The 23,872-nt window shown below is 58.9% G+C and carries 24 protein-coding genes; 15 read left to right on the top strand and 9 right to left on the bottom strand.

From position 1 onward, the window contains the following. Positions 1–222 precede the first annotated feature (222 nt). Genes rpsF through rpsR form a run of 3 tightly spaced genes read left to right on the top strand, consistent with a single transcriptional unit; the run spans position 223 to position 1,298 of the window. Entirely contained in the window at positions 223–519 is a 297-nt protein-coding gene (gene rpsF / locus RWV98_RS00395) for a 30S ribosomal protein S6 (protein ID WP_280961393.1), read from the top strand. 12 nt (positions 520–531) lie between these two features. After that, positions 532–1,011 (top strand): single-stranded DNA-binding protein, encoded by a 480-nt coding sequence (locus tag RWV98_RS00390; RefSeq protein ID WP_280961392.1) that lies wholly within the window; start codon positions 532–534, stop codon positions 1,009–1,011. A 20-nt stretch (positions 1,012–1,031) separates the two neighbouring features. Beyond that, positions 1,032–1,298, top strand: coding sequence for a 30S ribosomal protein S18 (gene rpsR, locus RWV98_RS00385; protein ID WP_280961391.1), 267 nt, complete (start codon positions 1,032–1,034; stop codon positions 1,296–1,298). A 75-nt stretch (positions 1,299–1,373) separates the two neighbouring features. Here the strand turns inward: rpsR and RWV98_RS00380 are convergent, their stop codons facing one another. From RWV98_RS00380 to RWV98_RS00355, 6 genes are all read right to left on the bottom strand, one after another. After that, positions 1,374–2,525 (bottom strand): sensor histidine kinase, encoded by a 1,152-nt coding sequence (locus tag RWV98_RS00380; RefSeq protein ID WP_317863027.1) that lies wholly within the window; start codon positions 2,523–2,525, stop codon positions 1,374–1,376. After that, complete coding sequence (locus tag RWV98_RS00375; protein WP_317863025.1) at positions 2,522–3,208, bottom strand: response regulator transcription factor; 687 nt, start codon at positions 3,206–3,208, stop codon at positions 2,522–2,524. Before RWV98_RS00375 ends, RWV98_RS00380 begins: the two co-directional genes overlap by 4 nt. Before the next feature lie 22 nt (positions 3,209–3,230). After that, positions 3,231–5,570, bottom strand: a complete 2,340-nt coding sequence (locus RWV98_RS00370) for a M13 family metallopeptidase (RefSeq protein WP_317863023.1) — start codon at positions 5,568–5,570, stop codon at positions 3,231–3,233. A 127-nt stretch (positions 5,571–5,697) separates the two neighbouring features. Continuing rightward, positions 5,698–6,507, bottom strand: a complete 810-nt coding sequence (locus tag RWV98_RS00365; protein ID WP_280961387.1) for an NYN domain-containing protein — start codon at positions 6,505–6,507, stop codon at positions 5,698–5,700. A 59-nt stretch (positions 6,508–6,566) separates the two neighbouring features. Further along, positions 6,567–7,283: a queuosine precursor transporter gene (locus tag RWV98_RS00360; protein ID WP_280961386.1), complete on the bottom strand. Its 717-nt coding sequence runs from the start codon at positions 7,281–7,283 to the stop codon at positions 6,567–6,569. A gap of 2 nt (positions 7,284–7,285) precedes the next feature. Next, positions 7,286–7,999, bottom strand: a complete 714-nt coding sequence (locus tag RWV98_RS00355) for a radical SAM protein (protein WP_317863022.1) — start codon at positions 7,997–7,999, stop codon at positions 7,286–7,288. Positions 8,000–8,249: 250 nt separating this feature from the next. On the opposite strand from RWV98_RS00355, the gene RWV98_RS00350 reads away from it, so the two are divergent. The 6 genes from RWV98_RS00350 (at position 8,250) to RWV98_RS00325 (ending at position 14,660) form a co-directional block, all read left to right on the top strand. After that, entirely contained in the window at positions 8,250–9,671 is a 1,422-nt protein-coding gene (locus RWV98_RS00350; protein WP_317863021.1) for an alanine/glycine:cation symporter family protein, read from the top strand. A gap of 107 nt (positions 9,672–9,778) precedes the next feature. After that, positions 9,779–11,272, top strand: a complete 1,494-nt coding sequence (locus tag RWV98_RS00345) for a Na+/H+ antiporter NhaC family protein (RefSeq protein ID WP_442872087.1) — start codon at positions 9,779–9,781, stop codon at positions 11,270–11,272. 401 nt (positions 11,273–11,673) lie between these two features. Next, the gene (locus RWV98_RS00340) at positions 11,674–13,014 is read left to right on the top strand and encodes an MATE family efflux transporter (RefSeq protein WP_317863020.1); all 1,341 of its coding nucleotides are present in this window, start codon (positions 11,674–11,676) and stop codon (positions 13,012–13,014) included. A gap of 59 nt (positions 13,015–13,073) precedes the next feature. Then, positions 13,074–13,730 carry an ABC transporter ATP-binding protein gene (locus RWV98_RS00335; RefSeq protein WP_280961382.1) on the top strand — a complete coding sequence of 219 codons (657 nt, stop codon included), beginning with the start codon at positions 13,074–13,076 and terminating at the stop codon, positions 13,728–13,730. Between the two features lie 35 nt (positions 13,731–13,765). Continuing rightward, a complete protein-coding gene (locus RWV98_RS00330; RefSeq protein ID WP_280961381.1) occupies positions 13,766–14,254 on the top strand; it encodes a deoxycytidylate deaminase in 489 nt (162 codons plus the stop codon). Between the two features lie 22 nt (positions 14,255–14,276). Next, positions 14,277–14,660, top strand: coding sequence for a desulfoferrodoxin family protein (locus tag RWV98_RS00325; RefSeq protein ID WP_280961380.1), 384 nt, complete (start codon positions 14,277–14,279; stop codon positions 14,658–14,660). A gap of 422 nt (positions 14,661–15,082) precedes the next feature. Here the strand turns inward: RWV98_RS00325 and RWV98_RS00320 are convergent, their stop codons facing one another. Continuing rightward, positions 15,083–16,051, bottom strand: a complete 969-nt coding sequence (locus tag RWV98_RS00320) for a helix-turn-helix transcriptional regulator (protein ID WP_317863018.1) — start codon at positions 16,049–16,051, stop codon at positions 15,083–15,085. A 451-nt stretch (positions 16,052–16,502) separates the two neighbouring features. Between RWV98_RS00320 and RWV98_RS00315 the strand changes: the two genes are divergently transcribed. Genes RWV98_RS00315 through zwf form a run of 3 tightly spaced genes read left to right on the top strand, consistent with a single transcriptional unit; the run spans position 16,503 to position 20,298 of the window. Beyond that, the gene (locus tag RWV98_RS00315) at positions 16,503–17,489 is read left to right on the top strand and encodes a lactonase family protein (protein ID WP_317863017.1); all 987 of its coding nucleotides are present in this window, start codon (positions 16,503–16,505) and stop codon (positions 17,487–17,489) included. Positions 17,490–17,500: 11 nt separating this feature from the next. After that, on the top strand, positions 17,501–18,913 hold the full coding sequence (gene gndA, locus RWV98_RS00310) for an NADP-dependent phosphogluconate dehydrogenase (protein ID WP_317863015.1): 1,413 nt from the start codon (positions 17,501–17,503) through the stop codon (positions 18,911–18,913). Next, positions 18,910–20,298, top strand: coding sequence for a glucose-6-phosphate dehydrogenase (gene zwf / locus RWV98_RS00305; protein ID WP_317863013.1), 1,389 nt, complete (start codon positions 18,910–18,912; stop codon positions 20,296–20,298). The genes gndA and zwf overlap by 4 nt, the downstream gene beginning before the upstream one ends. Before the next feature lie 61 nt (positions 20,299–20,359). On the opposite strand, the gene RWV98_RS00300 is transcribed toward zwf, so the two are convergent. Together RWV98_RS00300 and RWV98_RS00295 are read right to left on the bottom strand one after the other, a co-directional pair. Further along, positions 20,360–20,638, bottom strand: coding sequence for a type II toxin-antitoxin system YafQ family toxin (locus tag RWV98_RS00300; RefSeq protein WP_317863012.1), 279 nt, complete (start codon positions 20,636–20,638; stop codon positions 20,360–20,362). After that, entirely contained in the window at positions 20,625–20,915 is a 291-nt protein-coding gene (locus tag RWV98_RS00295) for a type II toxin-antitoxin system RelB/DinJ family antitoxin (RefSeq protein WP_317863010.1), read from the bottom strand. Before RWV98_RS00295 ends, RWV98_RS00300 begins: the two co-directional genes overlap by 14 nt. A 649-nt stretch (positions 20,916–21,564) precedes the next feature. Here RWV98_RS00295 and RWV98_RS00290 point away from each other — a divergent pair. The 3 genes from RWV98_RS00290 to RWV98_RS00280 are packed head-to-tail and all read left to right on the top strand — an operon-like array spanning position 21,565 to position 23,857. Then, positions 21,565–21,792, top strand: coding sequence for a hypothetical protein (locus RWV98_RS00290; protein ID WP_317863008.1), 228 nt, complete (start codon positions 21,565–21,567; stop codon positions 21,790–21,792). 47 nt (positions 21,793–21,839) lie between these two features. Beyond that, positions 21,840–22,247 carry a hypothetical protein gene (locus tag RWV98_RS00285; protein ID WP_317863006.1) on the top strand — a complete coding sequence of 136 codons (408 nt, stop codon included), beginning with the start codon at positions 21,840–21,842 and terminating at the stop codon, positions 22,245–22,247. Next, positions 22,241–23,857, top strand: coding sequence for a hypothetical protein (locus tag RWV98_RS00280; RefSeq protein ID WP_317863004.1), 1,617 nt, complete (start codon positions 22,241–22,243; stop codon positions 23,855–23,857). The genes RWV98_RS00285 and RWV98_RS00280 overlap by 7 nt, the downstream gene beginning before the upstream one ends. The last annotated feature ends 15 nt before the right edge of the window (positions 23,858–23,872 follow it).

Genomic DNA, 23,872 nt, shown 5'->3' with positions numbered 1-23,872 from the left:
ATGCCTTTTATGAATAGCCGATGACCTGCGCAAGCATTTTTGTGCTTGACTATTTCAACCGCTATCATTTTGTCAGCCTTGATATTGTACCATGGTTTTTCCTTCTCGTCAATCTTTTTTTAGTTTTTTCTTGACTTTTCCTCGCATTCCGTTATAATAGAAAGGTATCCTTGCTCATATCAGTGGATATGGGCCTATAGTCCAAAAGGAGGTGCTAAAAGCATGGCAAAGATTACTGGCAAGTACGAGACAATCTTCATTGTCACTCCCACGCTGGAGGAGGCGGCCGCTCAGGCTGTCGCGGACAAGTTCAAGGCTCTCGTCGAGACGAACGGCACGAACGTTGAGGTTGAGGATTGGGGCAAGCGCAAGCTGGCCTACCCGATCAACGACCAGACCGAAGGCTACTACACCCTGATCCGTTTCGAGTCCGCCCCGGCCTTCCCGGCTGAGCTGGACCGTATTTACAAGATCACGGATGGCCTGATGCGTTCGCTGATCGTCTGTCTGGACGACTAAGGCGGGTGCAGCATGCTCAATAAGGCGATTTTAATGGGTCGTTTGACCCGGGATCCCGAGCTGCGTCACACGCAGAGCAACATGGCCGTATGCTCCTTCCGCCTTGCGATCGACCGCGACCGCAAGGGCCCGAACGGCGAACGCCAGACCGACTTCATCGACTGTGTCGCATGGGGCCGTCAGGCGGAATTCGTCGCGCAGTGGTTCGCGAAGGGCGTTATGGCGATCGTAGTCGGCCGCGTACAGTCCCGCCAATGGCAGGACCAGAACGGCAACAACCGCACCGCAATCGAAGTAAACTGCGATGAAGTTTCCTTCGGCGAGACCAAAAAGTCCCGCGAAACAAACGGTGGTTATGCCGGCGGCTACGGCGACGGTTCGCAAATGCGGCCCGAACCCGCCGCATCGCAGGTGGCTCCCGCATTCGATCTGCCCTCGGGCGATTCGGATTTTCAGGAGCTTGCCGATGATGACGGCGATGTCCCATTCTGAGCTAAGGAGGTAAAGTGACAATGGAAGAAAACAAGAGAGAATATACGCCCCGTTCCGACCGTCCGCAGCGCGGCGGCCGTCGCCGCAGAAAGGTTTGCAATTTCTGTGTCGATAAGATCGACTGCGTCGATTACAAGGATGTGGCCAAGCTTCGCAAATATATGTCCGAGCGCGGCAAGATTCTGCCCCGCCGCATGACCGGCGCCTGCGCACGTCATCAGCGCCAGCTGACCGACGCGATCAAGCGTGCCCGTCATATCGCTCTGCTGCCCTACACGGCGGAGTAATTACCCGTTCCCATTTCATAAGGATACAACAAAAGATCCGCAGGCGTTTCGCCGTGCGGATCTTTTTTATGCGCTTTATTCGGTTTGCGCGCCGTGCGCCGCGCGCAGTGTCGCCACAAACGCGGAGCCGGAACCGGGCTCGCTCGTTGCCGCGATGCCGCCGCCGTGGCGCTGCAAAATCATTTGCACGACCGGCAGCCCCAGCCCCGAACCGGGAATGCGCTGTGAGCGCGACTGATCGGCGCGGTAAAACGGCTCGAAGATATGGCGCAGCTCCTCCGGCGTCATGCCGATACCGGTGTCCGCGACACGGACGCGCACCGTATCCCCCGCCGGTTCCAGCGACAGCGTGACGCTGCCGCCCGGCCGGTTGTATTTGATGGCGTTTTCGATCAGATTGAAAAACGCGCGGTAAAGCAGGCTGGCGTTTCCGGTCGCCGCCGCCTGTTGCTCGTTATCGAGCGATAGCCGCACGCCGTGTTCCGCTGCCCGCGCGGCAAGCTCGCGCAGCGCCTGTTCCAAAAGCGGGCGCAGCGGAACGGTCTCCTCCGCGGGCACGGCGCCGATATCCGCCAGCGCCAGCAGCCCATCCACGGTCTTTATAATACGCTCCAGACTCTGCGCGGTATCCTGCATAAATTCCCGGTAATCCGCCGTTTCCGGATGCGGGTCCATTTCCAGCACCTGCAAAGAGGATTTCATGACCGCCAGCGGGGTTTTCAGCTCGTGCGCCGCATTGGATGCAAAGCTTTTCTGGATCAGAAACGCGTCCTCCAGCCGGTCGAGCATATGATTGAAGGATTCCGTCAGCGCCAGCACTTCGCCCCGCGCCTGCTCTACGGCCACGCGCTGGTCCAGATGCCGGTCATCCACCGCGCGCACCGACTGCGTCAGCTTTTTCAGCGGCCGCAGCACCCGCCCCGTGGCCCAATAGGTACCGACGAGCGCCAGCGCCACGATCAGCGCCATGGCCGCAAGCGATTGCGCGGAAAATTTCTGCGAAGCGGCGTGAAAATAGGTTTCCGGCGCTTTGATCACGGGATCGATCTCGACCTCTCCCGATAGCGCGGGGTCGATATCGGCAAGCCCGCTGTCTAAAAGCGCCGCGTAATCCCCGTAATAGGCGTGCGCGGCAAAGAGAGAATTTGTGGTGAGCAGCGCACAGGCCGCCAGCAGAATCACGCCGACGATCGCCGTCAGCCGCAGCCGTAAGGTGTATTTTTTCACGGCGCGCCCTCCTCCGGGGCTTGCAGGCGATAGCCCTGTCCCCTTTTTGTCACAATATAGTCTCCCGCGCCGGCCGTTTCCATCTTTTTTCGCAGCGAGTGGATGTGGAACCGAAAGGAGTTGGAGAACAGATCGGTCTCACTGTCCCACACGTGCTCGATCAGCGTTTCCGCCGCGACGGTCTCCCCGGCGTGCGTCATCAAATATTCCAAAAGCGTATATTCCTTGCGGGTCAATTCGATCTGCCGCTGTCCGTACCACACCTGCCGCGCGGCGGTGTCGAGCCGCAGAAAGCCGCAGCGAAGCGTTACATCCTTTGTCGTAAAGCTGCGCCGAAGCAGGCTGCGGATGCGGGCCTCCAGCTCCGCGAACTCGAAGGGCTTGGTCAAATAATCGTTGCTGCCGCTGTCCAGACCGCTGATCTTATCCTCTAGGGAATTGCGCGCGGACAGGATCAGAATGCGAAAATCCGCATCCTTCTCCCGTATTTGCCGCAGCACCTCCATGCCGTCCAGTCCGGGCAGGTTCAAATCCAGAATCATCAGGTCATATTCGTTCAGCCCATACAGGTAAAGCGCCTGCTCGCCGTCGTAGGCGCAGTCAACCGCGTAACCCAGCAGCCCCAGCCCCTTGGCCACGGATTTGGACAATAACGCTTCATCCTCCACCAGCAGCAATTTCATGTCGCGCGGTCCTCCTATTCTGTTACCAGATCTGCATGCGGTCCTCCGGCGCTACATACATGCCGTCGCCGGGGCCGATGCCGTAGGTATCAAAAAACTCCTGAAAATTTGCGAGCACCCGATTGGTGCGCAGATTATTGGGGGCATGCTGGTCGATTACCGCCTGCTCCTTTTTCTCCTCGTACCCGGAAACGCGCAGCCACTGCCGGGCAAAGCTGCGGAAAAATGCGTCGTAATCCGGGTTTTCCATGGTAGACAGCACTTCCAAGCCGCAGGCGATGCCGCCGATATCGGAAATATTCTCGCTCAAGGTCTCTTTCCCATCCGCCGGTATGCCCGGGGCGGCTTCGCGGCCTTCGTAAAACGCCTGTGCCTTTTCGCAAAGCGCCTGAAAGTGCGCGTAATCCTCCTTGCCCCACCAATCCCGCATATTGCCCGCCGCGTCGTACTTGGCGCCGCCGTCGTCGAACATATGGGTGATCTCGTGGGCAATGGTGCTGCCGATCGCGCCTAGGTTTTCTTCAAAAGGGGCGTTCCTATCGTAAAAAGGCGCCTGCAAAATACCGGCGGGAAAAATCAGCGTGTTGGTGTTCCGGCTGGCTGCCGCGTTGACCGTAAACGCCGCCAGCGCGAATCGGCGCGGATCGACCGGTTCATTCATCGACCGCACGGTTTTTTTCCATTTTTCGCCCTCCGAGGCGGCGGCGTTTGCAAAGTAGCTGCCGCCCTCGGCAGCGCTTGCGATCTCCGCGGGGTTCATATCCCACGTATCGGGATAGCCGATCAGCACCGTCAGCGAATCCAGCTTTTTGACCGCCTCTTTTTTCGTGCTTTCCTGCATCCAATCGATGCGGCCGATGCGGGTCTTGAAGGCCTCGATCATCTGATGCACCATTTTTTCGACCGCGGCCTTGGAATCGCCGGGGAAATACCGGTTGACATATACTTGCCCCAGCTCGTCCGAAAGCATACTCTGCACCGCTTCATTGGCCTGTTCCTCCGCCGTGCCGCTCTGATAGCCATAGGCCTGCCCGAGCGATACGCTCAAATAGGGGCTATAGCCCACAAGCAGCGCGATTTTTTGAGTGGATTTGAAAATATCGAGATTTTCCTCGGTAAACCACCCGGCGTAGGCCGCGAATTGCTTCTTATCAAACACCTGCATCGGCGTGTCCATAGGCAGGCCGATCGCGGTAAACAGTTGGGAGGGCTTCGCCCGCGGCATCAGTTCGTCGAGCGACCGCGGCGTATAGCGCGCGCCGCTGCGTTCCGGATCGCCCAGTTCCTCGGCGCTCATCGCCTGACCGGCCAGCGCCCGCTCGATCTTGAGCAGTTCATCCGTGTGGCGCTCCGCGTCCGCTCGGCTTTCGCCCACCGCCATAAGCTGGTTAATCGTTGTTTCACGGTATTCCATTCGCATCTCGTTATTGGGATCGTCGTAATCGCTCTGCTGCATCATCGGCGTTATGGTGAAAAGCTGCATTACCCGGCGGGTGCTGTCCTTGGTATCGGTAACGGCCACCATGGGAAACAGCCCGTTTGCCGCGTTGCCCAGTTCGTTGACCGCCTGCGCGATCACGGCGTACAGCTCGGTAAAGTCGCCGGCCGCGTCGACCGCGTCGAGATATTTGCGAAGCGGCGCGATGCCCGCGCTGTCGCGCGCTTCTATATTCATCACATTGCGGTAAAGGTCGCGGATCTTTTGCTCCGGGCTGCCCTTGGCATAGGGTTGCTCACTGTTTACGATCTCCTTCATCAGTTCGTGCAGCTGACGGTCGGTGTTCGCCGCCACCGTGGCCGAGTCGCCCGTCATGGTCGAACCCGCGGGCACCTTGAGGGTCTCAAGCGCGGCTTTGTTCACAGCAGTGTAAAAATCATCCTTCAGGTTGCTGCCATAGCGGGCGAAAAACCGCGCCGCGAGGATCTCCGCGTCCCGCAGGGTGACCGTCTTTTCGGCTGCACGCGCCTCGAGATCGGACGGCGCCAGCACGCCGCCGTGGGATAGGTTTTGCAGCTGCTCCCGCGCCCAGTCGGGCGCGTGGATCAGATCGGCTTTCGGCGGCGTTAGGTCTTTCGCGTGGCCCGTTGGCGCGGGCAGCTTTCCAAAGGCGCGGCCGGCAAGCACCAGCATTTGCAGGCGCGTGGCGCGGTCATTTTCCGAAAAACCTTCCAGCACCGCGGCGCGGTCGGCGTTTCCCTTGTAATCATCCGCCGCTTTTATAAAATAGTCCGCGAGCTGTCCAAGCGTCGCGGAGGCTTCCGCCGCCGGCTCCTGCCCGGCGCGCGGGGCGGCGCAGCCGCTGAGCGCCAATGTGACCGCAAGCATAAGCGCGGTCAGCTTCGCTGTAAATTTTTTGATCATAAATGAATATCCTTTCCTGTTCCGCGCCGGCCCCGTGGCCGGTGATCGCGAAGTACTGAGGAAAGGATACCAAATGCAGCGTTAGATTATCGTTAGTTTTGCCAATCGTTTGCGCGAATACAAACTTTTATCGCAGGCGGACATAGGTGTTGCGCTTGCCGCCCTCGCCCTCGGTTTTGAAATCAAACAGGCCCAGCGATTCGGCAAACGGCGTCAGCTTGGAATAGCCGTAATTGCGCACGTCGAAATCCGGGTAGCGCTTAATCAGCAGGTTGCCCATTTTGCCGATGAACATCCAGTCGTCCTCGTCCGAGTTCTCGGCGACGATCGAGCGCAGCGCGCGCTTGATGGTGCGCAGGCTGGTCTGCGACTGCGTAGGCTCCGCGCGGGGCGGCTCGGCGGGCTCGGCTTCCTTCTGCGCCTTAGCGCGGCCGGAGCGACGGCTTTCCGCTTTGGCGGGCTTGGGCTCGTCCTCGGCGTGTCGCTCCTCATTTTCCTCCACATCGGCCAAAATGTCGAGGAATTTAAAACGGTTGCAGGAAGCGATAAAGGATTTTGGCGTTTTCCGCTCGCCCATGCCCACGACCGTCATGCCGGATTCGCGCAGACGCGCGGCCAGACGGGTAAAATCCGAATCCGAGGAAACCAGACAAAAGCCCTCCACCTGCCCCGAATAGAGGATATCCATCGCGTCGATGATCATGGCCGAGTCGGTCGAGTTTTTGCCGGTTGTGTAGCTATACTGCTGGTACGGCAGGATAGAGTTGTCCAGCAGCGTGGATTTCCACGAGATTAGAGCCGGGTTGGTCCAATCGCCGTAGATGCGCTTGTAGGTGGCCACGCCGTCTTTGGATATTTCGTCTAAAATTACCTTGATATATTTGGCGGAAATGTTGTCCGCATCGATCAAAACGGCGAACCGGCTATCGTTTGCCATACATATATTCCTCTGCTTTCATTCATTACCCTTAGTATACAGGCGGCGAGGGGCGGGTGTCAAACCGTATTTTGTCCATCCGCGCGCTTTTCCGCGATGCGCCGCGCTAGATAGACGACCGGCGTATCGAGCAGCGAGGTGACGATAAAGATGACATAGCTGGACAAAACGACGGAGACCAACGTTTTACCGTCGTACGTGCCGTAAAACGCGAAAAGCGTGAACAAAATGGCGTTGAGCAGCTGGCTGATCAGGGTAGAGCCGTTGTTGCGCAGCCACAAAAAACGCCGCCGGTCGCCCGACAGGCGCTCGGTCAGCGCCCACCATTTATGATACAGCCAAACATCGAACACCTGCGCGATCGCGTACACCGCGAGCGAGGCGATCATCATACGCGGCGTGTTGGAAAAAACCTCGCGCATGGCGGGCGATACCCAATCGCTCGGCGCGGGCCGGTACAGCAGCCACGATTGCGAAACCACGATAAACAAGGCGCTTGTCAAAATGCCCAGCCGCACGGCGCGCTCCGCGGCCTTTTTGCCCGAAACCTCGCTTAATATGTCGGTTACAAGAAAGGTGCTGGCAAACAGGATGTTGCCGAGCGTCATCTCCATGCCGTACGCGTCGACCAAAATGAGCACCTCGATATTGGCCGTGATGGTGGCGAACACGGTAAAGGCCATCAGCCCCGTATCGCCGAACAGACGGTACCACAGCAGCACCGAGCCGAAAATGACGACGACCGCCGCCGCGAGCAAAAGTTCATTGACCGGCATTTTTACACCCCTCCCACGCCAAAGTCCGTGTTGTGCAGCAAAATATCCACGCGCGGTTCGGCCTGATACCGCGGATAGACCTCGCGCAGAAACGCTTCGCAGGCGGCCCCATCCGGCGAGACCGCCGTGGTGTTGGGCGTCATTAAATTGATGCAAACGCGGTCAAAGTGCGCAAGGCCGGTATCCACATCGCGGCGCATGCTTTCCGCCGTTTGGCCCGCGAGGCCGAACAGCAGGCAGCAATCGTCGAACAGGGCGGCGATCCGCGCGGGGTCTGCTTCGGAGACGCCCTTACGCAGCACCCGCTCGCGGTGATCGTAGTCAAAGGTTTCCACGCCGATCTTCACGTGCAGTTTGATTCCCTGCGCCGCAAACCGTTCGCGCAGCGCGGGCAGCGCGTCGCGGTACAGCCAGTGGCTTTCGATGTGCAGATCGCCTATCCCCTTTTCCCGGCACACCTGCTCGATCAAATGCACGGTATTTCCATCCAACTCGGCGAACGAGCCGGAGTTGATCGCTTCCAGCCGGGCAAAACGGCCGGTGACCTGCCGCAGCACCGCGCGATTGAGCGCAAAGTTCTCGCTTTCATCCGGCGAACAGTCCAGATGGTAATCGCAAAACGCGCATTTGCGCCACGCGCAGCCGCGCCCGCGCAGCAGGGCGATCTCGCGCGGATTTTTATCGGTGACGACCGAGTATCGGGTCAGCTCGTCCATAAAATTAGAATGCTCCTTTTTTGGCAAAAAAATAAGGCGTGCCCAAAAACGGGCGCACCATCAAACCGCCGTGCCGCAAACAAACGGCACCGCTTTGTTCCATAGTTTTGTTTAGGGACAGGATGGTTGCGAACTGTCCTTTATGTAATTGGCGGCTTGCACCGCTTTGCTGCAAGCTAATTTATTTTAATCGGAAAGAACCAAAAAGTCAAGGCATATAGTATCCCGAACGGAAGGGATGTGGATGCCAATGGAACAGCTCACGGCGATCAACGATTTGATCCGCTCGTTTGTTTGGGGGCCGGTCATGCTGGCGCTGCTCGTCGGCGCGGGGGTGTATTTCACAGTGCGCACCGGCTTTTTTCAGGTGCGCCATATCTGGCTGTGCCTGCGCAAAACAATATTTTCCTGCTTTGGCGGCGGCGCGGCGAGAAAGGGCGGCGAGGGCGGCATTTCGCCCTTTGGCTCGATGTGCACGGCGCTTGCCGCGACGGTCGGCACGGGCAATATCGCGGGTGTCGCGACCGCGCTCACCCTCGGCGGGCCGGGCGCGATCTTTTGGATGTGGGTCTCCGCGTTTTTCGGCATGATGACCGCCTTTGCCGAAAACACGCTCGGCATGCTCTACCGAGAAACGGGCCCTGACGGCGCGCCGCGCGGCGGACCCATGCTGTACCTGAAAAACGGGCTGGGCAGCCCGTTTTTGGCCGGCGCGTTCGCGCTGTTCTGCGTGCTGGCTTCCTTTGGCATCGGCAACATGAGCCAGTGCAACTCAATCGCGGAAGGGCTTTCCGGCACCTTCGGCGTTCCTCCGCTCGCCACCGGGCTGGCGACCGCGGCGATGATCGCGCTCGTGATGCTGGGCGGGCTTAGCCGCATTTCCTCGGTCACCGAACGGCTGGTGCCGCTCATGGCGCTGTTTTACATGGGCGGCGCGGCGGCGGTGCTGGTCATTCACCACGCCGCCGTGCCCGCGGCGCTGGGGCAGATCATCCACGACGCCTTCGACCTGCGGGCGGGCGTTTCGGGCGCCGCCGGTTACGGCATGATGCGCGCGCTGCAATGCGGGGTCTCGCGCGGGGTGTTCTCCAACGAAGCCGGGCTGGGCTCCTCGGTCATGGTGCACACGGCGGCGCGCGCGGGCGAGCCCTGCGAGCAGGGCATGTGGGCTGTTTTTGAGGTGTTTTTCGATACCATCGTCATGTGCACGGTCACGGCGCTGGTCATTTTGTCGAGCGGCGCGTACGACCCGGTCCGTTACGGCCTTGCGGCGGGCACGCCGCTCATGTCCTCGCTTGCCACCGGCGCCAGATTGACCGCCACGGCGTTTTCCACCGTGTTCGGCTCGCTCGGCGGCGCGTTCGTATCGGTCTCGCTCGCGCTGTTCGCGTTTTCCACCCTGCTTGGCTGGTCGTATTATGGGCAGCGCGGGGCCGAATACCTGTTCGGCGAGCGGATCGCGCCTGTTTATAAGTTTGTGTTCGTCTGCATGACCGTGGTGGGCTGCACAATGGAGCTTTCGCTCGCTTGGGCGGTTTCGGACACCTTCAACGGCCTGATGGCCCTGCCCAACGTGCTCGGCGTGCTCGCTCTTTCGGGCGAAGTCGTTCGCGAATGGAAAAGGTACCAAAAACGCCTTGCAAAAAGCGGCCTATTTAGGCGAAACCCGTGAAATTTTACCTTGTCAGATAGAGAAAAGCAGGGTAAAATAAAGTAATAGGCTGCGGCGCCGGGGGGATTAACCGCGCCGCGGCCCAAAATAAAGGGGGAAATTTCGATATGGATCTGACTGCAACTGTCTGGACCCTGCTGCCGCCGATCATCGCGATCGCGCTGGCGCTGATCACCAAGGAGGTCTATTCCTCGCTTTTGATCGGCATTTTGACCGGCGCGCTGCTTTTCAGCGGCTTCCATCCGCTGCACGCGCTCGAGACCACGTTCACCGTCATGGGGGACAAGCTGGGCGGCAACATCAACATCTGCATCTTTTTGGTGCTGCTCGGCATTTTGGTATCGCTCGTTACCAAATCGGGCGCGTCGCGCGCTTACGGCGAGTGGGCCGTGCGCAAGATCAAAAGCCGCCGCGGCGCGTCGTTCGCGACCTCGTTCCTCGGCATGTTCATCTTTGTGGACGACTATTTCAACTGCCTGACGGTCGGCACCGTTATGCGCCCGGTTACGGACAAGTACCGTATTTCGCGCGCCAAGCTCGCCTATATCATCGATGCGACCGCCGCGCCGGTGTGCATCATCGCGCCGATCTCAAGCTGGGCGGCGGCCGTGGGCTCTTCCCTGCCCGAAGGCAGCTCAATGGACGGGTTTTCGCTTTTCCTGCGCACCATCCCGTTCAACCTGTACGCCCTGCTGACGCTCGCCTTCCTCATCTTCCTGATGGCGGCGGATTTCGACTTCGGCCCGATGAAAAAATACGAAAGCGCCCATAACGGCGACGACCTCTCCCATATGGAGCAGACCCACGTTGTCGGCGGCGCGGGCAAGGTGCTCGACCTGATTCTGCCGATCGCGGTGCTAATCGTTCTGTGCATCGGCGGCATGCTGTACACCGGCGGCATCATGGACGGCGTGGGCATTGTCGACGCGTTCGCCAACTGCGATTCCTCGACCTCTTTGGTGCTCGGTTCATTTACCACGCTTATTTTCACCTTCCTGCTGTATCTCCCGCGCAAAATTCTTACCTTTGGCCAGTTCTGCGAAAGCTTTACCGAGGGCTTCAAGGCCATGGTGCCCGCGATCATGATCCTTACGCTCGCTTGGACGCTGTCCGGCGTGTGCTCGGGCGATTACCTGAACATCGGCGGCTACGTACAGAGCGTGGTGGGCGGCGATTCGGTCGTTCATATGCTGATGCCCGCCATTTTCTTCCTGGTCGCGCTCGGTTTGGCGTTTGCCACCGGCACCAGCTGGGGCACGTTCGGTATCCTAATCCCGATCGCGGTGGCGGTGTTCGGCGATTCGCCCAGCAACATGCTGGTGATGACGGTCGCGGCCTGCCTCGCGGGCGCGGTCTGTGGCGACCATGTTTCGCCGATCTCGGATACGACCATCCTTGCCTCCGCGGGCGCGCAATGCAACCATATCGACCACGTTTCGACGCAAATGCCCTACGCGCTGATGATCGCGGTGATCTGCTTTATCGGCTATCTGGTCGGCGGCCTGACCGGCAGCGGCTATATCGCCCTTGCTGTGGGCGCTGCGCTTCTGGTCGTTACCGCGATACTCCTGACAGCGAAGAACAAAAAGGCCTCCTCATAGGCTTTTGACAATTTGCAACATCCGGGCACGCATAAGCGTGCCCGGATGTCAGCTTGTCAAGGAATCCCCTCGCGCCGCAGCGCGCATAAAATAGGATTTTGCCGCTTGCGGTAAAATCCATAAAAAGCCGCGACATGTGCGTGGTTTTGCTCTCATTTAATCGCCGCACGGCGGCGGTCAGTGGATAGAGGCCTACGGGCTATTCAAACCGACTTCAAGTGTGCCTGTAAGGCGCGCGCAGAAGCCGGAATTCTCGATCGAAATGGGGCTTTGTTTCGATCGACAGACTGTCAAAAATAGTTTTTGACAGTCTCACATCCGGGTACGCTTATGCGTGCCCGGATGTTTTGAGCTCTTTTATCCTGCAAAACGCAATACAAACTACACTTGGAGGAATTTCTTTGATTACCGACTTGACCGAGGGGTCGCCCTCGAAAAAACTGTTCTGGTTCTCGCTGCCGCTGCTGGCGAGCGTCGCCTTTCAGCAGCTTTACCAAATGGCCGATTCCATTATCGCGGGCCGGTTCGCGGGCGAGCTGGCGCTCGCCGCGGTCGGCGCGAGCTTTCCGATCACCCAGCTTTTCGTCGCGGTGGCGACGGGCGTGAACATTGGCGCGAGCGTGCTGGTTTCGCAGCTGTTCGGCGCGAAAAAATACCTGCGCATGAAAAGCGCGGTATCCACGGCCCTGCTCACGACCGTGGCCATCGCGCTTATCCTGACGGTGATCGGCGTGTTTGCCACCGGCGGCATCATGGCCGCCTTGCAGACCCCGACGAATGTGTTCGCGGACGGCGCGCTGTACTTACGGGTCTATGTGTTCGGCCTGCTGTTTTTGTTCATATATAATGTGTGCACCGGTATTTTCAACGCCATGGGCGACAGCCGAACGCCGCTGATTCTGCTCGTTCTTTCCTCGATCGCGAACGTCGCGCTCGATCTTTTGTTCGTGGCGGGCTTCCGCTGGGGCGTGGCGGGCGTCGCTTGGGCGACGTTTATCGCGCAGGGCGCGGCGGGCGTGCTCGCGCTGCTGCTACTGCTGCGCCGCACGCATAAATTTGAGACCGGCGGACACTTTCTGCTGTTTTCCACGGAAATGCTGCGGCGGCTGGTTAACTACGCGGTGCCCTCGATCGCGCAGCAAAGCTTTGTCTCGGTCGGCAACGTAATCATTCAGTATTTGGTGAACGGCTGCGGCGCGGCCGTTATGGGCGGCTATTCAGCGGCGATCAAGATCGGCTCGTTCGCGCTGATGTGCTGCATGTCGTTTGCAAGCGGCCTGTCGAGCTTTGTGGCGCAGAACATCGGCGCGCGCAAGCTGGACCGCATCGGCCCCGGCCTGCGGGCGGGCGCTAAGTACTCGATCGGTCTGGCCGTTGTTTTTACCGCCGTTTACCTGCTGTTCGCGGATAAGCTGGTCGGCGTCTTCGTGCCCGCCGGTTCCACCTCGGGCGTGATCGCGGTGGGGCGGCAGTATCTGTTCGTCGTCGTGCCGTTTTACGTAATCGTGTGCATAAAATTCGTGTGCGACAGCGTGCTGCGCGGCGCGGGCGCGATGCGGCCGTTTATGATCACCACCTTTTCCGATCTGATCATCCGCGTCGTGCTTTCGATCGTGCTGTTCCAGTTCTGGCGCGAATTCGGCATTTGGCTGTCTTGGCCGCTCGGCTGGTTCCTCGGTACGGGGCTTTCGGTTTATTTTTACCGCAAGGGCGTGTGGAAGAAAAACCTGCCTCTTTTATAAGAGAACTGTGTATAAATCCCCTCCTTTTTTGCAAACTGCAATTAGGGAGGGGATAAACCTTGATAAAGCTCATTCATGCGAGTAAAATATATGATAAGAGCGGCGTGCAGGCACTGGACGGGATCGATTTTTCCGCCCAGAACGGCGAATACATTTCAATTATCGGCGCTTCCGGCTCCGGTAAATCCACGATGATGCATGTGCTCGGCCTGCTGGACACCCTTTCGGACGGGCAGTACCTGCTGGACGGCGAGGACGTGTCGCACCTGCATCCCAAGGAGCTGGCGCGGCGGCGCGGACAAAAGATCGGCTTTGTGTTCCAGCGGTTCCAGCTGGCGGAGGGCATGAGCGCGTTGGAAAACGTGGCGCTCCCGCTCGTTTTCGCGGGCGTGCCCAAGGGCGAACGGCTGCGCCGGGCCGAGCAGGCGCTTGCCTCCGTCGGTCTTTCGGGCCGCGCGGCGCACCGGCCGGGCCAGCTTTCCGGCGGGCAGCAGCAGCGCGTCGCGGTGGCGCGGGCGATCATTGCGGAACCGAGCGTGCTTCTGGCGGACGAGCCCACCGCCGGGCTTGACCCGGACGCGGCCGCCGACGTGCTCGATCTGCTTGGTTCGCTGCACCAAAGGGGCAACACAGTGATTTTGATCACGCACGACCGCGCGGCGGCGCAGCGGGCGGAACGCCGCCTGCGGCTGGAGCATGGCAAGCTTTTTTCCTAATCAAACCAATTTGAAAATTTCAGGAGGCGGCAACAATGAAGCGACGGGACAAGGCAAACTACTATCTGGACATGGCGCAGGTCGCGCTGGAACGCGGCACCTGCCTCAGGCGCAACTTCGGCGCGGTCATTGTCAAAAATGATGTGATCGTCTCCACCGGCTACACGGGCGCGCCGCGCGGCCGCGAAAACTGTATCGACCTTGGCTCCTGCATCCGCGAAAAGCTGAATATCCCACGCGGCGAGCGGTACGAATTTTGCCGCTCGGTCCACGCGGAGGCCAACGCGATCATATCCGCCGCGCGCGAACGCATGCTGGGCGCGACGCTTTACCTTGTGGGGCGGGATATGAAAACGGGCGAGATCATGCCGGACGCCAATTCCTGCACCATGTGCAAACGCATGATCATCAACGCGGGCATCGAGACGGTCGTCGTCCGGCGCTCCGCCGATACATACGATGAAATCCCCGTGCGCGATTGGATCTACCACGATGATATTTTGGACGGGAAACGGGGATACTAAACGCCGAGAGGAGTGAACATTTATGGCAACCGAATTAAAGCTGTTCCGCTGCGCGATCTGCGGCAACATCGTTGAAATGGTGGAGGACCACGGCGTGCCGCTGATGTGCTGCGGCAAAAAGATGGACCTGATGAAGGCCGGTTCTACCGACGCGGCGCAAGAAAAGCACGTGCCGGTGGTAACGGTGGCAAACGACAAGGTCACCGCCTCGGTCGGCGAGGTGACGCACCCGATGGGCGACGAGCACCACATCTCTTGGATCATTTTGGAGACCGACAAGGGCGTTTACCGCCGCAAGCTGCCGCATGACGGCGAGCCCGTGGCGACCTTCTGCCTGCACAGTGAAAAGCCGATCGCGGTATACGAATTCTGCAACCTGCACGGCCTTTGGAAAAAGGACCTGTAAGCGCGCGGATACAAACCGGAAAAAAAGCCCCCGGAAACAGAAAACCTTCTGTTTCCGGGGGCTTTTTGCGTGCGAATCTCAAAATCTTATAAAAACGCGGTTCTCCGTCCGTCCCGGCGGGTCGGACGCTGACGGCTGCCGCGCGCGATCTTATAGGATATTGCGCGGCCCTTCCCCCGCGTGCACGCGCTTAGCGCCCCGGCTTTGCAACATGTTGCTGTGCCGACGGCTTCGCATGAACTTGAAAGAAAGAAGCGCTAAAAGCTGTTATATTGAGTACAACAAAGATACAGCGCGGCCGGCGGCGCCGCCGGCGCGCGGGAATAAAGGAGTGTGACCCCCTATGTTATTCGTTATTTTTTCCGCCGCTGTCCTATTCGCGCAGATGGCGCTTGCGGCGCGCCTGTCCCCCGCCCCGCCGTTTACCGGCGAGGAGTACGACTACCGCTGATCGGTTCTGTGTCCTCCCCTTGCTTTTTCCGTTTGCTCTTCTCTACTCCGGCGGCCCCCGGCGCGGGCACGATGTAGTTTTGCCGGTACCGCTTCGGCGGCATGCCGACGTGCTTTGTAAATTGCAGATTAAAATAGCTTTGCGTATCATAGCCCACCAGCTCCGCGATACGGGCGATCGGCAGATCGGTCGTCAGCAGCAGCGTTTGCGCTTCGCCGATGCGGCGGCGCAGCAGGTACTGCATGGGCGCGTACCCTGTTTTTTTCTTGAACACGTGCGACAGGTAGTAAGGGCTGATATGCAGGGTCTCGCCCATGCTTTGCAGGGTGATGGGCTGCATATAGTGCGCGTCGATATGCTGCTTGATGCGCCGGACGAGTACATCGGGCGTTTCCGCCGGGGCCTCGGCCGCCGCGCCGCCGGTCACGGCGAGCACCTTGGTCAGCAGCGCGTGCATCAGGCTGTGGCAGAACGCTTCGGTCCGCGCCTCGTCCGTTGACAGGCTGTGGAACATCAGTTCGCAGATGGCGCGCAGCTCCTCAAAGCTATCGCCCGCGTGGAAAATGCAGCCCTTATCTTCGGGCAGGAGCGCGTTCGCCCGCAGACCGGGCATGTGCAGCTCGCCCACCGCGATGCAATAGCTGCCCACCGCGATATCCGGGCCGGAGATCTCATCGTGCACCAGACCGGAATTGTAAACCAACAGATCGCCCGCGCGGATATACTGCTTTTTATCGTCGATCAGGTATTCGCTCAGGCCGCTGTAGATCAAAACGATCTCCACAAAATCGGGATGCGCGTGCATGACGCGCGGGTGCGCGCTCGCGTCCGGCGGGATTTTGCAGACGTAAAGCAGCCTTGGATCGTTTTCGGCGGTAAAGATCGGCTCAAAATTCCGCTTTACAAAGCACTGTACATTGAGCGGCTGATGCTGCGGCACGGCGATACCCCCCTTGGTCCGTTTTTCTATAGTATAGCAGAAAAGGCCAAAACCGCCAAGAAAAAAACGGATGGAACAAACGCCGTTTTCTCCGCATAGACTGCCCCCTGCCCTCATAACTTTGATAAGGAGAATCCATTATGAACTATTTTAAAAGCGTCGTCGCCGCCCGGTATGACGATCTAACCAAAAGCGTGCTGCAATGGAACAAGCGCGATCCGCTTGCCAGACAAGGCAATGCTTCCAGCAAATAACCGCGCTATTGCCCCTTCTGTAAATCCCCACAAAAATCGTATGTTTTATTTAGTAATCTTTATCAATTAAAGTCCTTGCATCTTCTATCTGTAACTACTATAATTACAGATAGAAGATGCTTTTTGTTTATTCGCCGCCGCCGGATAAAACGGCCGCTGCGCGAAAAGCTAAACCAAAGGAGAGAAGGGATACCGTTATGGCTCGCCTGACCGGTTATTTAGGCACTTACCGCTCGCCGAAAAGCGCGGGCGTGTTCCGCTTCACGGTGGAAACAGATTCCGGCGCGCTTTCCGTGCCCACGCTATTCTGCGACGCGCCGGACGCGAAATATTTGGCGCTGCGGGATAGAACACTGGCCGCGCCCGTGCGCGGCGACAACGGCGCGGGGCTGGCGCTGATTGATCTTACGGCCGGAGCGCCGCGCGCCCAAACGCTGCTGACCGAGGAAAGCGGCGGCTGCCACGTTGTTTTTGACGGCGATTATATCTACACCGCTAATTTCCACGCGGGCACGGTTTCGGTTTACCACCGCGCCGAAAGTGCGCTTTCCCTGCACACCCGGCTTTCCTTTGGCGCGGGCGCGGGCTGCCATCAGGTGCTGGTGCACGGCGATATCCTGCTGGTGCCCTGCATGGAGCAGGACCGCATTTGCCTGATCGATAAAAGCGCGGATTTTGCGCAGGCGGGCGAAATCGCCTTTGCGCCCGGCACGGGGCCGCGGCACGGCGTGTTCGACCGGGCGCATGAACGGCTGTTTGTGGTGGCGGAAAAGGAATGCGCGGTATATAGTTACCGTGCGCAAAACGGCTTCGCTTATGCGGATCAGGTGGTTTTGCTGCCGCCCGGCGCGTTTCCGGGCAGCACGGCGGCGGCCATCCGCCTTTCGGCGGACGAACGGTTTCTGTACGTTTCCGTGCGGGGCGCAAACCAGCTCGCGGTGCTCGCGGTGGAGGGCGAACGGCTCGCGCTGCTTCAGCTGACCGGCAGCGGCGGCGACCACCCGCGCGATATCGCGCTTTCGCCGGACGGACGCTTGCTGCTCGCGGCCAACCGGTTTTCGGGCGAGCTTGTCAGCTTTGCCGTGGATACGGGTTCCGGACTGATCGGGAAAGAGCTTTGCCGCGTGCCCGCGCCCGAAGCAGTAAGTATTTTGTTTGACGCATCAATGACCGAACCAGTATAGGAGGTACTCATATGGAATTATTTGATATCGGCATGGTCGGCCTTTCGGTAATGGGCCGCAGTCTGGCGCTCAATATGGCGGATCACGGCTTCCGTGTCGCGGGTTACAACCGCAGCCGCGCGGTGACCGACGCGGTCATGCGTGAGCATCCGCACAAAAATCTCGCGCCGTTTTACGAGCTGCAAGAACTCGTGCAAGCCTTGCGGCGACCGCGCAAGGTCATGCTGATGATTCAAGCGGGCGCGGCGGTGGACGCTGTGATCGACCAGCTCGTGCCGCTGCTTGAGCCCGGCGATATGATCTTGGACGGCGGCAATTCCTTCTTCGAGGACACGCGCCGCCGCCGCGACGGGCTGGAGGCGCAGGGCATCGTTTATTTCGGCGTGGGCATTTCCGGCGGCGAGGAGGGCGCGCGCAACGGCCCCTCCATCATGCCGGGCGGCGACGCGGCGGCCTACGAAACCGTGCGCCCCATTTTTGAAGCCATTGCCGCGCAGGCGGGCGGCGCGCCCTGCTGCACCTATATCGGGCCGGACGGCGCGGGCCACTATGTAAAAATGGTGCACAACGGCATTGAATACGCGGATATGCAGCTGATCGCGGAAAGCTACCTGCTTTTAAAGCACGTGGGCGGTTTTTCCAACGCCGCGCTTGCCGACCTGTTTGCGAAGTGGAACGAGGGCGAGCTGAAAAGCTATCTGATCGGCATCACGGCGGGCATTTTCCGCGAAAAGGACGATCTTGCGACCGGCGAGCTGCTTGACCATATCGTGGACAGCGCGGCGCAAAAGGGCACGGGCCGCTGGGCCAGCATCGAATCGCTGAAGCAAGGCGTCGATATTTCCATGATCACGGCGGCGGCGGGCGCGCGCGTGCTTTCCAACCAGCTTGCGCGGCGCGCCAAAGCGGCTGAACTGCTTACCGGCCCCGCCCCCAAAACAGCGGGCGACCGCGCGGCCTTTGCCGAGCAGGTGCGCGAGGGACTGTACGCCGCCAAGATCGCGGCCTATGCGCAGGGCTTTGACCTGATGCGCGACGCTTCGGCCGTTTACAGCTGGTCGCTCGATCTGGGCGCGATCGCGCGTATTTTCCGCGCGGGCTGCATCATTCAGGCCGACTTTCTAAACGATATCACCGCCGCCTACGAGCGCGACCCCGCTCTCCAAAACCTGATGCTGGATGAATTTTTCCGCGCGCGTATCCAGAAGAACCAGAATAGCCTGCGCGAAATCGCGGCGACCGGTATTTTAAGCGGCCTGCCTCTGCCTGCCATGACGAGCGCCGTGTCCTATCTGGACGCGTTCCGCGCAGCGCATGTGGGCGCGAACCTGATCCAAGCCCAGCGCGATTGCTTCGGCGCGCACACCTACCTGCGCACCGACCGCGAGGGCACATTCCACCACGAATGGGGGAAAACCATATGAAGGCGCTGACCATCTTTGGCGGCACCGGCGACCTGACCTTTCGCAAGCTGCTGCCCGCGCTGTATAACGGCAGCGTGCTCGGCGCGGAATCCGCCGAATACCGCGTGATCATCATTGGCCGCCGGGAATATACGAGCGAGCAGTACCGCGAGCTCGCGCGCGACTGGGTGCGCAAATTTGCCCGCCTGCCCTATGAGGACGCGGCGTTCGACCGCTTTGCGGCGCGGGTGGATTATTTCCGGATGGATTTTTCCGACAGCGCGAATTACCCGGCGCTGGACGAGTATTACCGCGCGCAGAATATCAGCGAGCATATTTTCTATTTCGCGGTCGCGCCGCGCTTCTTCGGCATCATTGCCGAGGGATTAAGCCATGTGCAGGGTGCGCCGCAGGGCAAGGTCATCATTGAAAAGCCGTTCGGTGAGAACTTGGCGGCCGCGGGCGCGCTTAACAAGCGGCTCGAAGCCATTTTTACCAGCGAGCGTATCTACCGCATTGATCATTACCTGGGAAAGGAAATGGTGCGCAATATCGAGACCATCCGCTTTTCCAACCCTCTGTTTACCAACCTGTGGGATTCCCGCTTTATCGAATGCGTTCAGATTTCGGCCATGGAGGACGTCGGCGTGGAAACGCGCGGCGGCTATTACGACGGCGCGGGCGCTTTAAAGGATATGGTGCAAAACCACTTGTTCCAAATCCTTTCCATTGTTGCGATGGAGCGGCCCTATGAGTTTTCCGGCGCGGATATGCACGCCGAGCAGCTTCGCGTGCTGCGCGAGCTGCGCCCGGCGGGTGCGGAGCCGATTCGCGACACGCTGCTGCTCGGCCAGTACGATGATTACCGCACCGAGGCGCAGGTTGGTTCCTATTCGCAGACCGAAACCTACGCCGCCCTGCGCCTGTTTATCGATAACGACCGCTGGCGCGGCGCGCCCTTCTACATCCGCACCGGCAAAAAGCTGGGCCGCCGGGAAATGGAGGTAGCCGTTATTTTCCGCCGTCCGCGCCCCGATGTGGCGCATAACGTGCTGATCATCAAGATTCAGCCGACCGAGGGCGTGTACTTGCAGTTCAACATTCAGAAGCCCGGCGACACGGACGAGATCACGCAAGCCAAAATGGATTTTTGCCAATCCTGCGTGCTGGAAAACCGCATCAACACGCCCGAAGCCTATGAACGGCTGCTCGGCGCGTGCATCCGTGGCGAGCGGTTCTGGTTTTCCCAGTGGGACCAGATCGAGACGGGATGGAACTATATTGAAAACCTGCGCCGCCTGTACCGGGAGGACCACTTGCCCGTGGTTTCCTATAAGTCCGGCACCCCCGGCCCGCTCGAAGCAGACGCGCTTCTCGGCCGGTTTGGGCACCGGTGGTTTTCTTGATCCGCCAATTTCAAATAAAGGGAAGCACTGCGAATTTCCGCAGTGCTTCCCTTTTTTACGATCAAGCATAAAATAAATCTGCATGCGTTCCTGTGCGAACAAGCGTTAAAGTTAAACGTTCATTCTCCACTAAATAAATCAATAACCAATCCGGTTGCATATGACATTCTCGGAATCCCTTCCAATTTCCCGACAACGCATGGTCGTTGTATTTCGCACCCAGAGGATGCTGATTGGCTAATTCTGTTACAACATACTCAAATAGCTTAGGATCATAACCACGTTTTACTATCATTTTAAAATCTTTTTTAAAGCGCGTGGTTTTCTCAATCGTCAGCATCGCTACACAAATCCTCCATCAGTTGTTTCACACTGTGGTAAGCTTTTGTTTTGATGCGGCCAGAGGAAATGTCTTGTGCCTCCTTCATAGCGGCGATCGTTTCCATATTAGGTTCTGGCATTCTTATGGCAAAAGGAAGGCCGCCGTTTAATACAACCTGATGGAGGAAAATATTGATAGCCTCTGTGGTAGATAAGCCTAAGGGCTTTAAAGTTGCATCTACGCTGGTTTTAATCTCTGGATCGATACGAATATGCAATGTTTCTGATTTGGGCATGGTCACTTACCTCCTATTCTTATTTATATGAATTGTATCACGATTCATACACATATGCAATGCAATAACAAAAGATCGGCAACAGCCGCCCGCAACTGCATAAGGGAAATGGATGAAGATCAAGGGGGACGCCGCAACGTCCCCCTGTTCCTATATTGCCAAAGTTTCCAATGTGCCGAATAAATCATCCTTGCGTTTTGCCTTGATCCGCCATGCGTTGCCATGGTTTTTGCCTTGATACTCCCCATCCGCGGAAGTATAGCCGCGCCAATCGTAGGTCACGACGCCCTCTTTGATCAATGTGAGGAAGAACACAGGTTGTTAGTGTAGGGTATGAGAAAAGCACAAGAAACCCAGTAACCATGCGGGTTTGCAGGCATACGGCTTTTAGCGGCAAAGACAAATTGGCACAGAAAAACAGGCGAAACAGCCTGCGCAGATCGAAAATCCAGAGGACAAGCCCCAAGAAAAGGCTTGTCCTCTTTTCCATATAACCGGCACCTCAAGCGGCAAGACTGAACCGGCATTTTTAGAGCGGCGGAGTTCTTCGTAACAGAAAACTCCGCCGCTCTTTTTTTGCGCCCTTTTTCAGAAAAGCCCGCCTGCGGAAAACAGATTGCCGAATCCCCATCAGAAAGGAATGAGAACAATGACTGCAAAATTTCTGAGCGGAACCCCGCTCTCCCAAATAGAATTTGAGATGCAACTGATCCCCGGCTTCCGGCCCCGCAAGAGCGGCCTCGCCGTGAGCCGGTATCTTTACACCGCCGCAGACTGCGACTGCGGGTACTGCACGGAACGGGCAGAAAAAGAAAAACTCCCTGCCCGGCCTGCGTTTGCCTGCGTGAGCGGCTTGTCACGGGCTGTGTCGGCTTAAACGACCTGCGGCGCATTGTTACCGCAGGGAGCGGCCAGCGGGCCTTTGTGGCCCGCGTGGAGGCGCTGTCGCGGGAGCCGCACGGCTTCTTCGTGGATGCGTCCCACAGGCTGCGCTTTCAGCGGACGGTAACAGTCAATATGTCCCCGGCTTGCGGCGCGGCCATTTACCTCCTCGCCGCCCACCCGCCGCTGTGGCAGGCGGCGCAACCGGCGCTCACGGATCACGCCGTCCGGTTTCAGGACATCCGGCTCCACGGAATGGACGTGGACGGCTACGCGCTGTTTCACGCCGCTAAAGACCTCTACTGCGGCACCGAACACATCAGCCTGTCGGAGCTGGCCGACCCGGAGGTGATCGGCGACGAGGTGTTCCGCCTGATTGTGGACGCCATCCTCATCCGCCGCTATGGAGCCGCGCTTATTTCTATTTTTAAGGAGGATACCGAATGCTGAACATTACTATCATGAGAGGCGACAACGGACAGGAAGCTGTGCTGAAGCTCCCCGGCCCGTATGATGAAAGTGAGGAAACCCTGTCCACGCTGGAGGCCATCCGCTCGCGGGACGTCACAACCGCCATCATTTCCGCCGACACCTCCATTGAAAGGCTGGATGGTATCCTGCCGGGCATGGAGATCGACGAACAGGAGCTGAACGAGCTGGAATTTCTCGCCCGCAGGATCGGCGGCCTGTGCGGCGGGGAGCGGGTCGCGCTGACCGGCGCTCTCGAACTGGAGAAGCCCCAAAGCCTCCGGGATATCGTCAATCTTACCTGCAACCTGCACAAATACAAGCTCACCCCCGGCTTTAAGGATGAGGAAACAATGGGACGGCATCTGTTGAAAGAACGCGGCATCCATGTGCCGGACAGCATCGCGGATTGCGTGGCCTATGATCAGGTGGCAAACGGGTATCTGGCGGATCACCCCGGCGTGTTCACCGATTCCGGCTTTGTCTCCCGGAATGGTGAGCGGCTGGAAATGGTCTATGACGGTAAAAATCTCCCGGAGCCGTACTGCGATCCGGATGGCGTCATCACTGTGCGGCTGAATCCCAAGGGCAAACCCAACCGTGTCACCCTTACCTTCCCCGCCTCGTGTGAGCGGATCGACGCCGCGCTGGAGGAACTCGGTGTCGAAAGTTTTGATGAGTGCTACGCCTCCTGCACCAGCTCCATCCCCGGCCTTTTGGAGCATCTGCCCAATTACGACGGGCTGGAATGTCTGAATCTGGCCGCCGCATACCTCGGAGCGGACGAGGAACAGAACCGGCTGTTCATGGCCGTAATGGAGGCGGAGGTTCCCGGCAGCATGTTCGAGCTGCCGGAAATCACCGACGCGCTGTGCCAATACCGCCTCCTGCCGGAGATCAAAACGCCGGAGGACTATGCCCACCATGTGCTGGCGGAGGACGGCGACCGTTACTATGTGGACGGTTTCACCGCCGACTTTGTGGACTTTGACGCGCTGGGCAAGGCCATGATGAAAGAGAATGGCGTGGCGCTTACCAGCTTCGGCATTGTGGAGCGGTATGACCGTTACATCCGGCAGCTCCCGGAGGAACTGACCACGCTCCGGCTGTTCAGCCCCCTGTACCCGCAGGTATTCACCCGCGATGAGTACGGCGATTTGAATTGGGAGCCGGAGGAAATGAGCGCCCATGAGCTGTGTGATTATCAGGACGAGATACTGGAAGCCATAGAGAAAAACCGTCTCGACACCGAGGGCGACCGTGGACTCGCGGTCTATCTGCGCAACGCACTGCTGGGCCGCAAGGTCTACGGCATGAACCCCACCGTGGAGGAATGGGACGGCAGGCCGTGGGGCGTGCTGGAGGTACAGACGCGCGGCGAGCTGTCCGAGGGCGAGCTGCGGGAGCTGACCGAGGAATGGTCGGGACAGTGCAGCGACGGATGGGGCGAGGGCTTCGAGCAGCGGGAAATCAAAATTGATCAGGGCGAGCTGAACGTCAGCTTCTGGCACTCCGGTGGGGATTTTGTGATCCAGCCGGAGGCGGAACTGAAAAGCCAGCCGGAGCAGCGGCCCGGCATGACCATGCAATAAAACCAGAGAAAGGAA

This window comes from Agathobaculum sp. NTUH-O15-33, assembly GCF_033193315.1.
GTDB classification, from domain to species: Bacteria; Bacillota; Clostridia; order Oscillospirales; family Butyricicoccaceae; genus Agathobaculum; species Agathobaculum faecihominis_A.
Note: the sequence above shows the minus strand (reverse complement) of the source record. Positions and strands in the feature narration are given on the sequence as shown.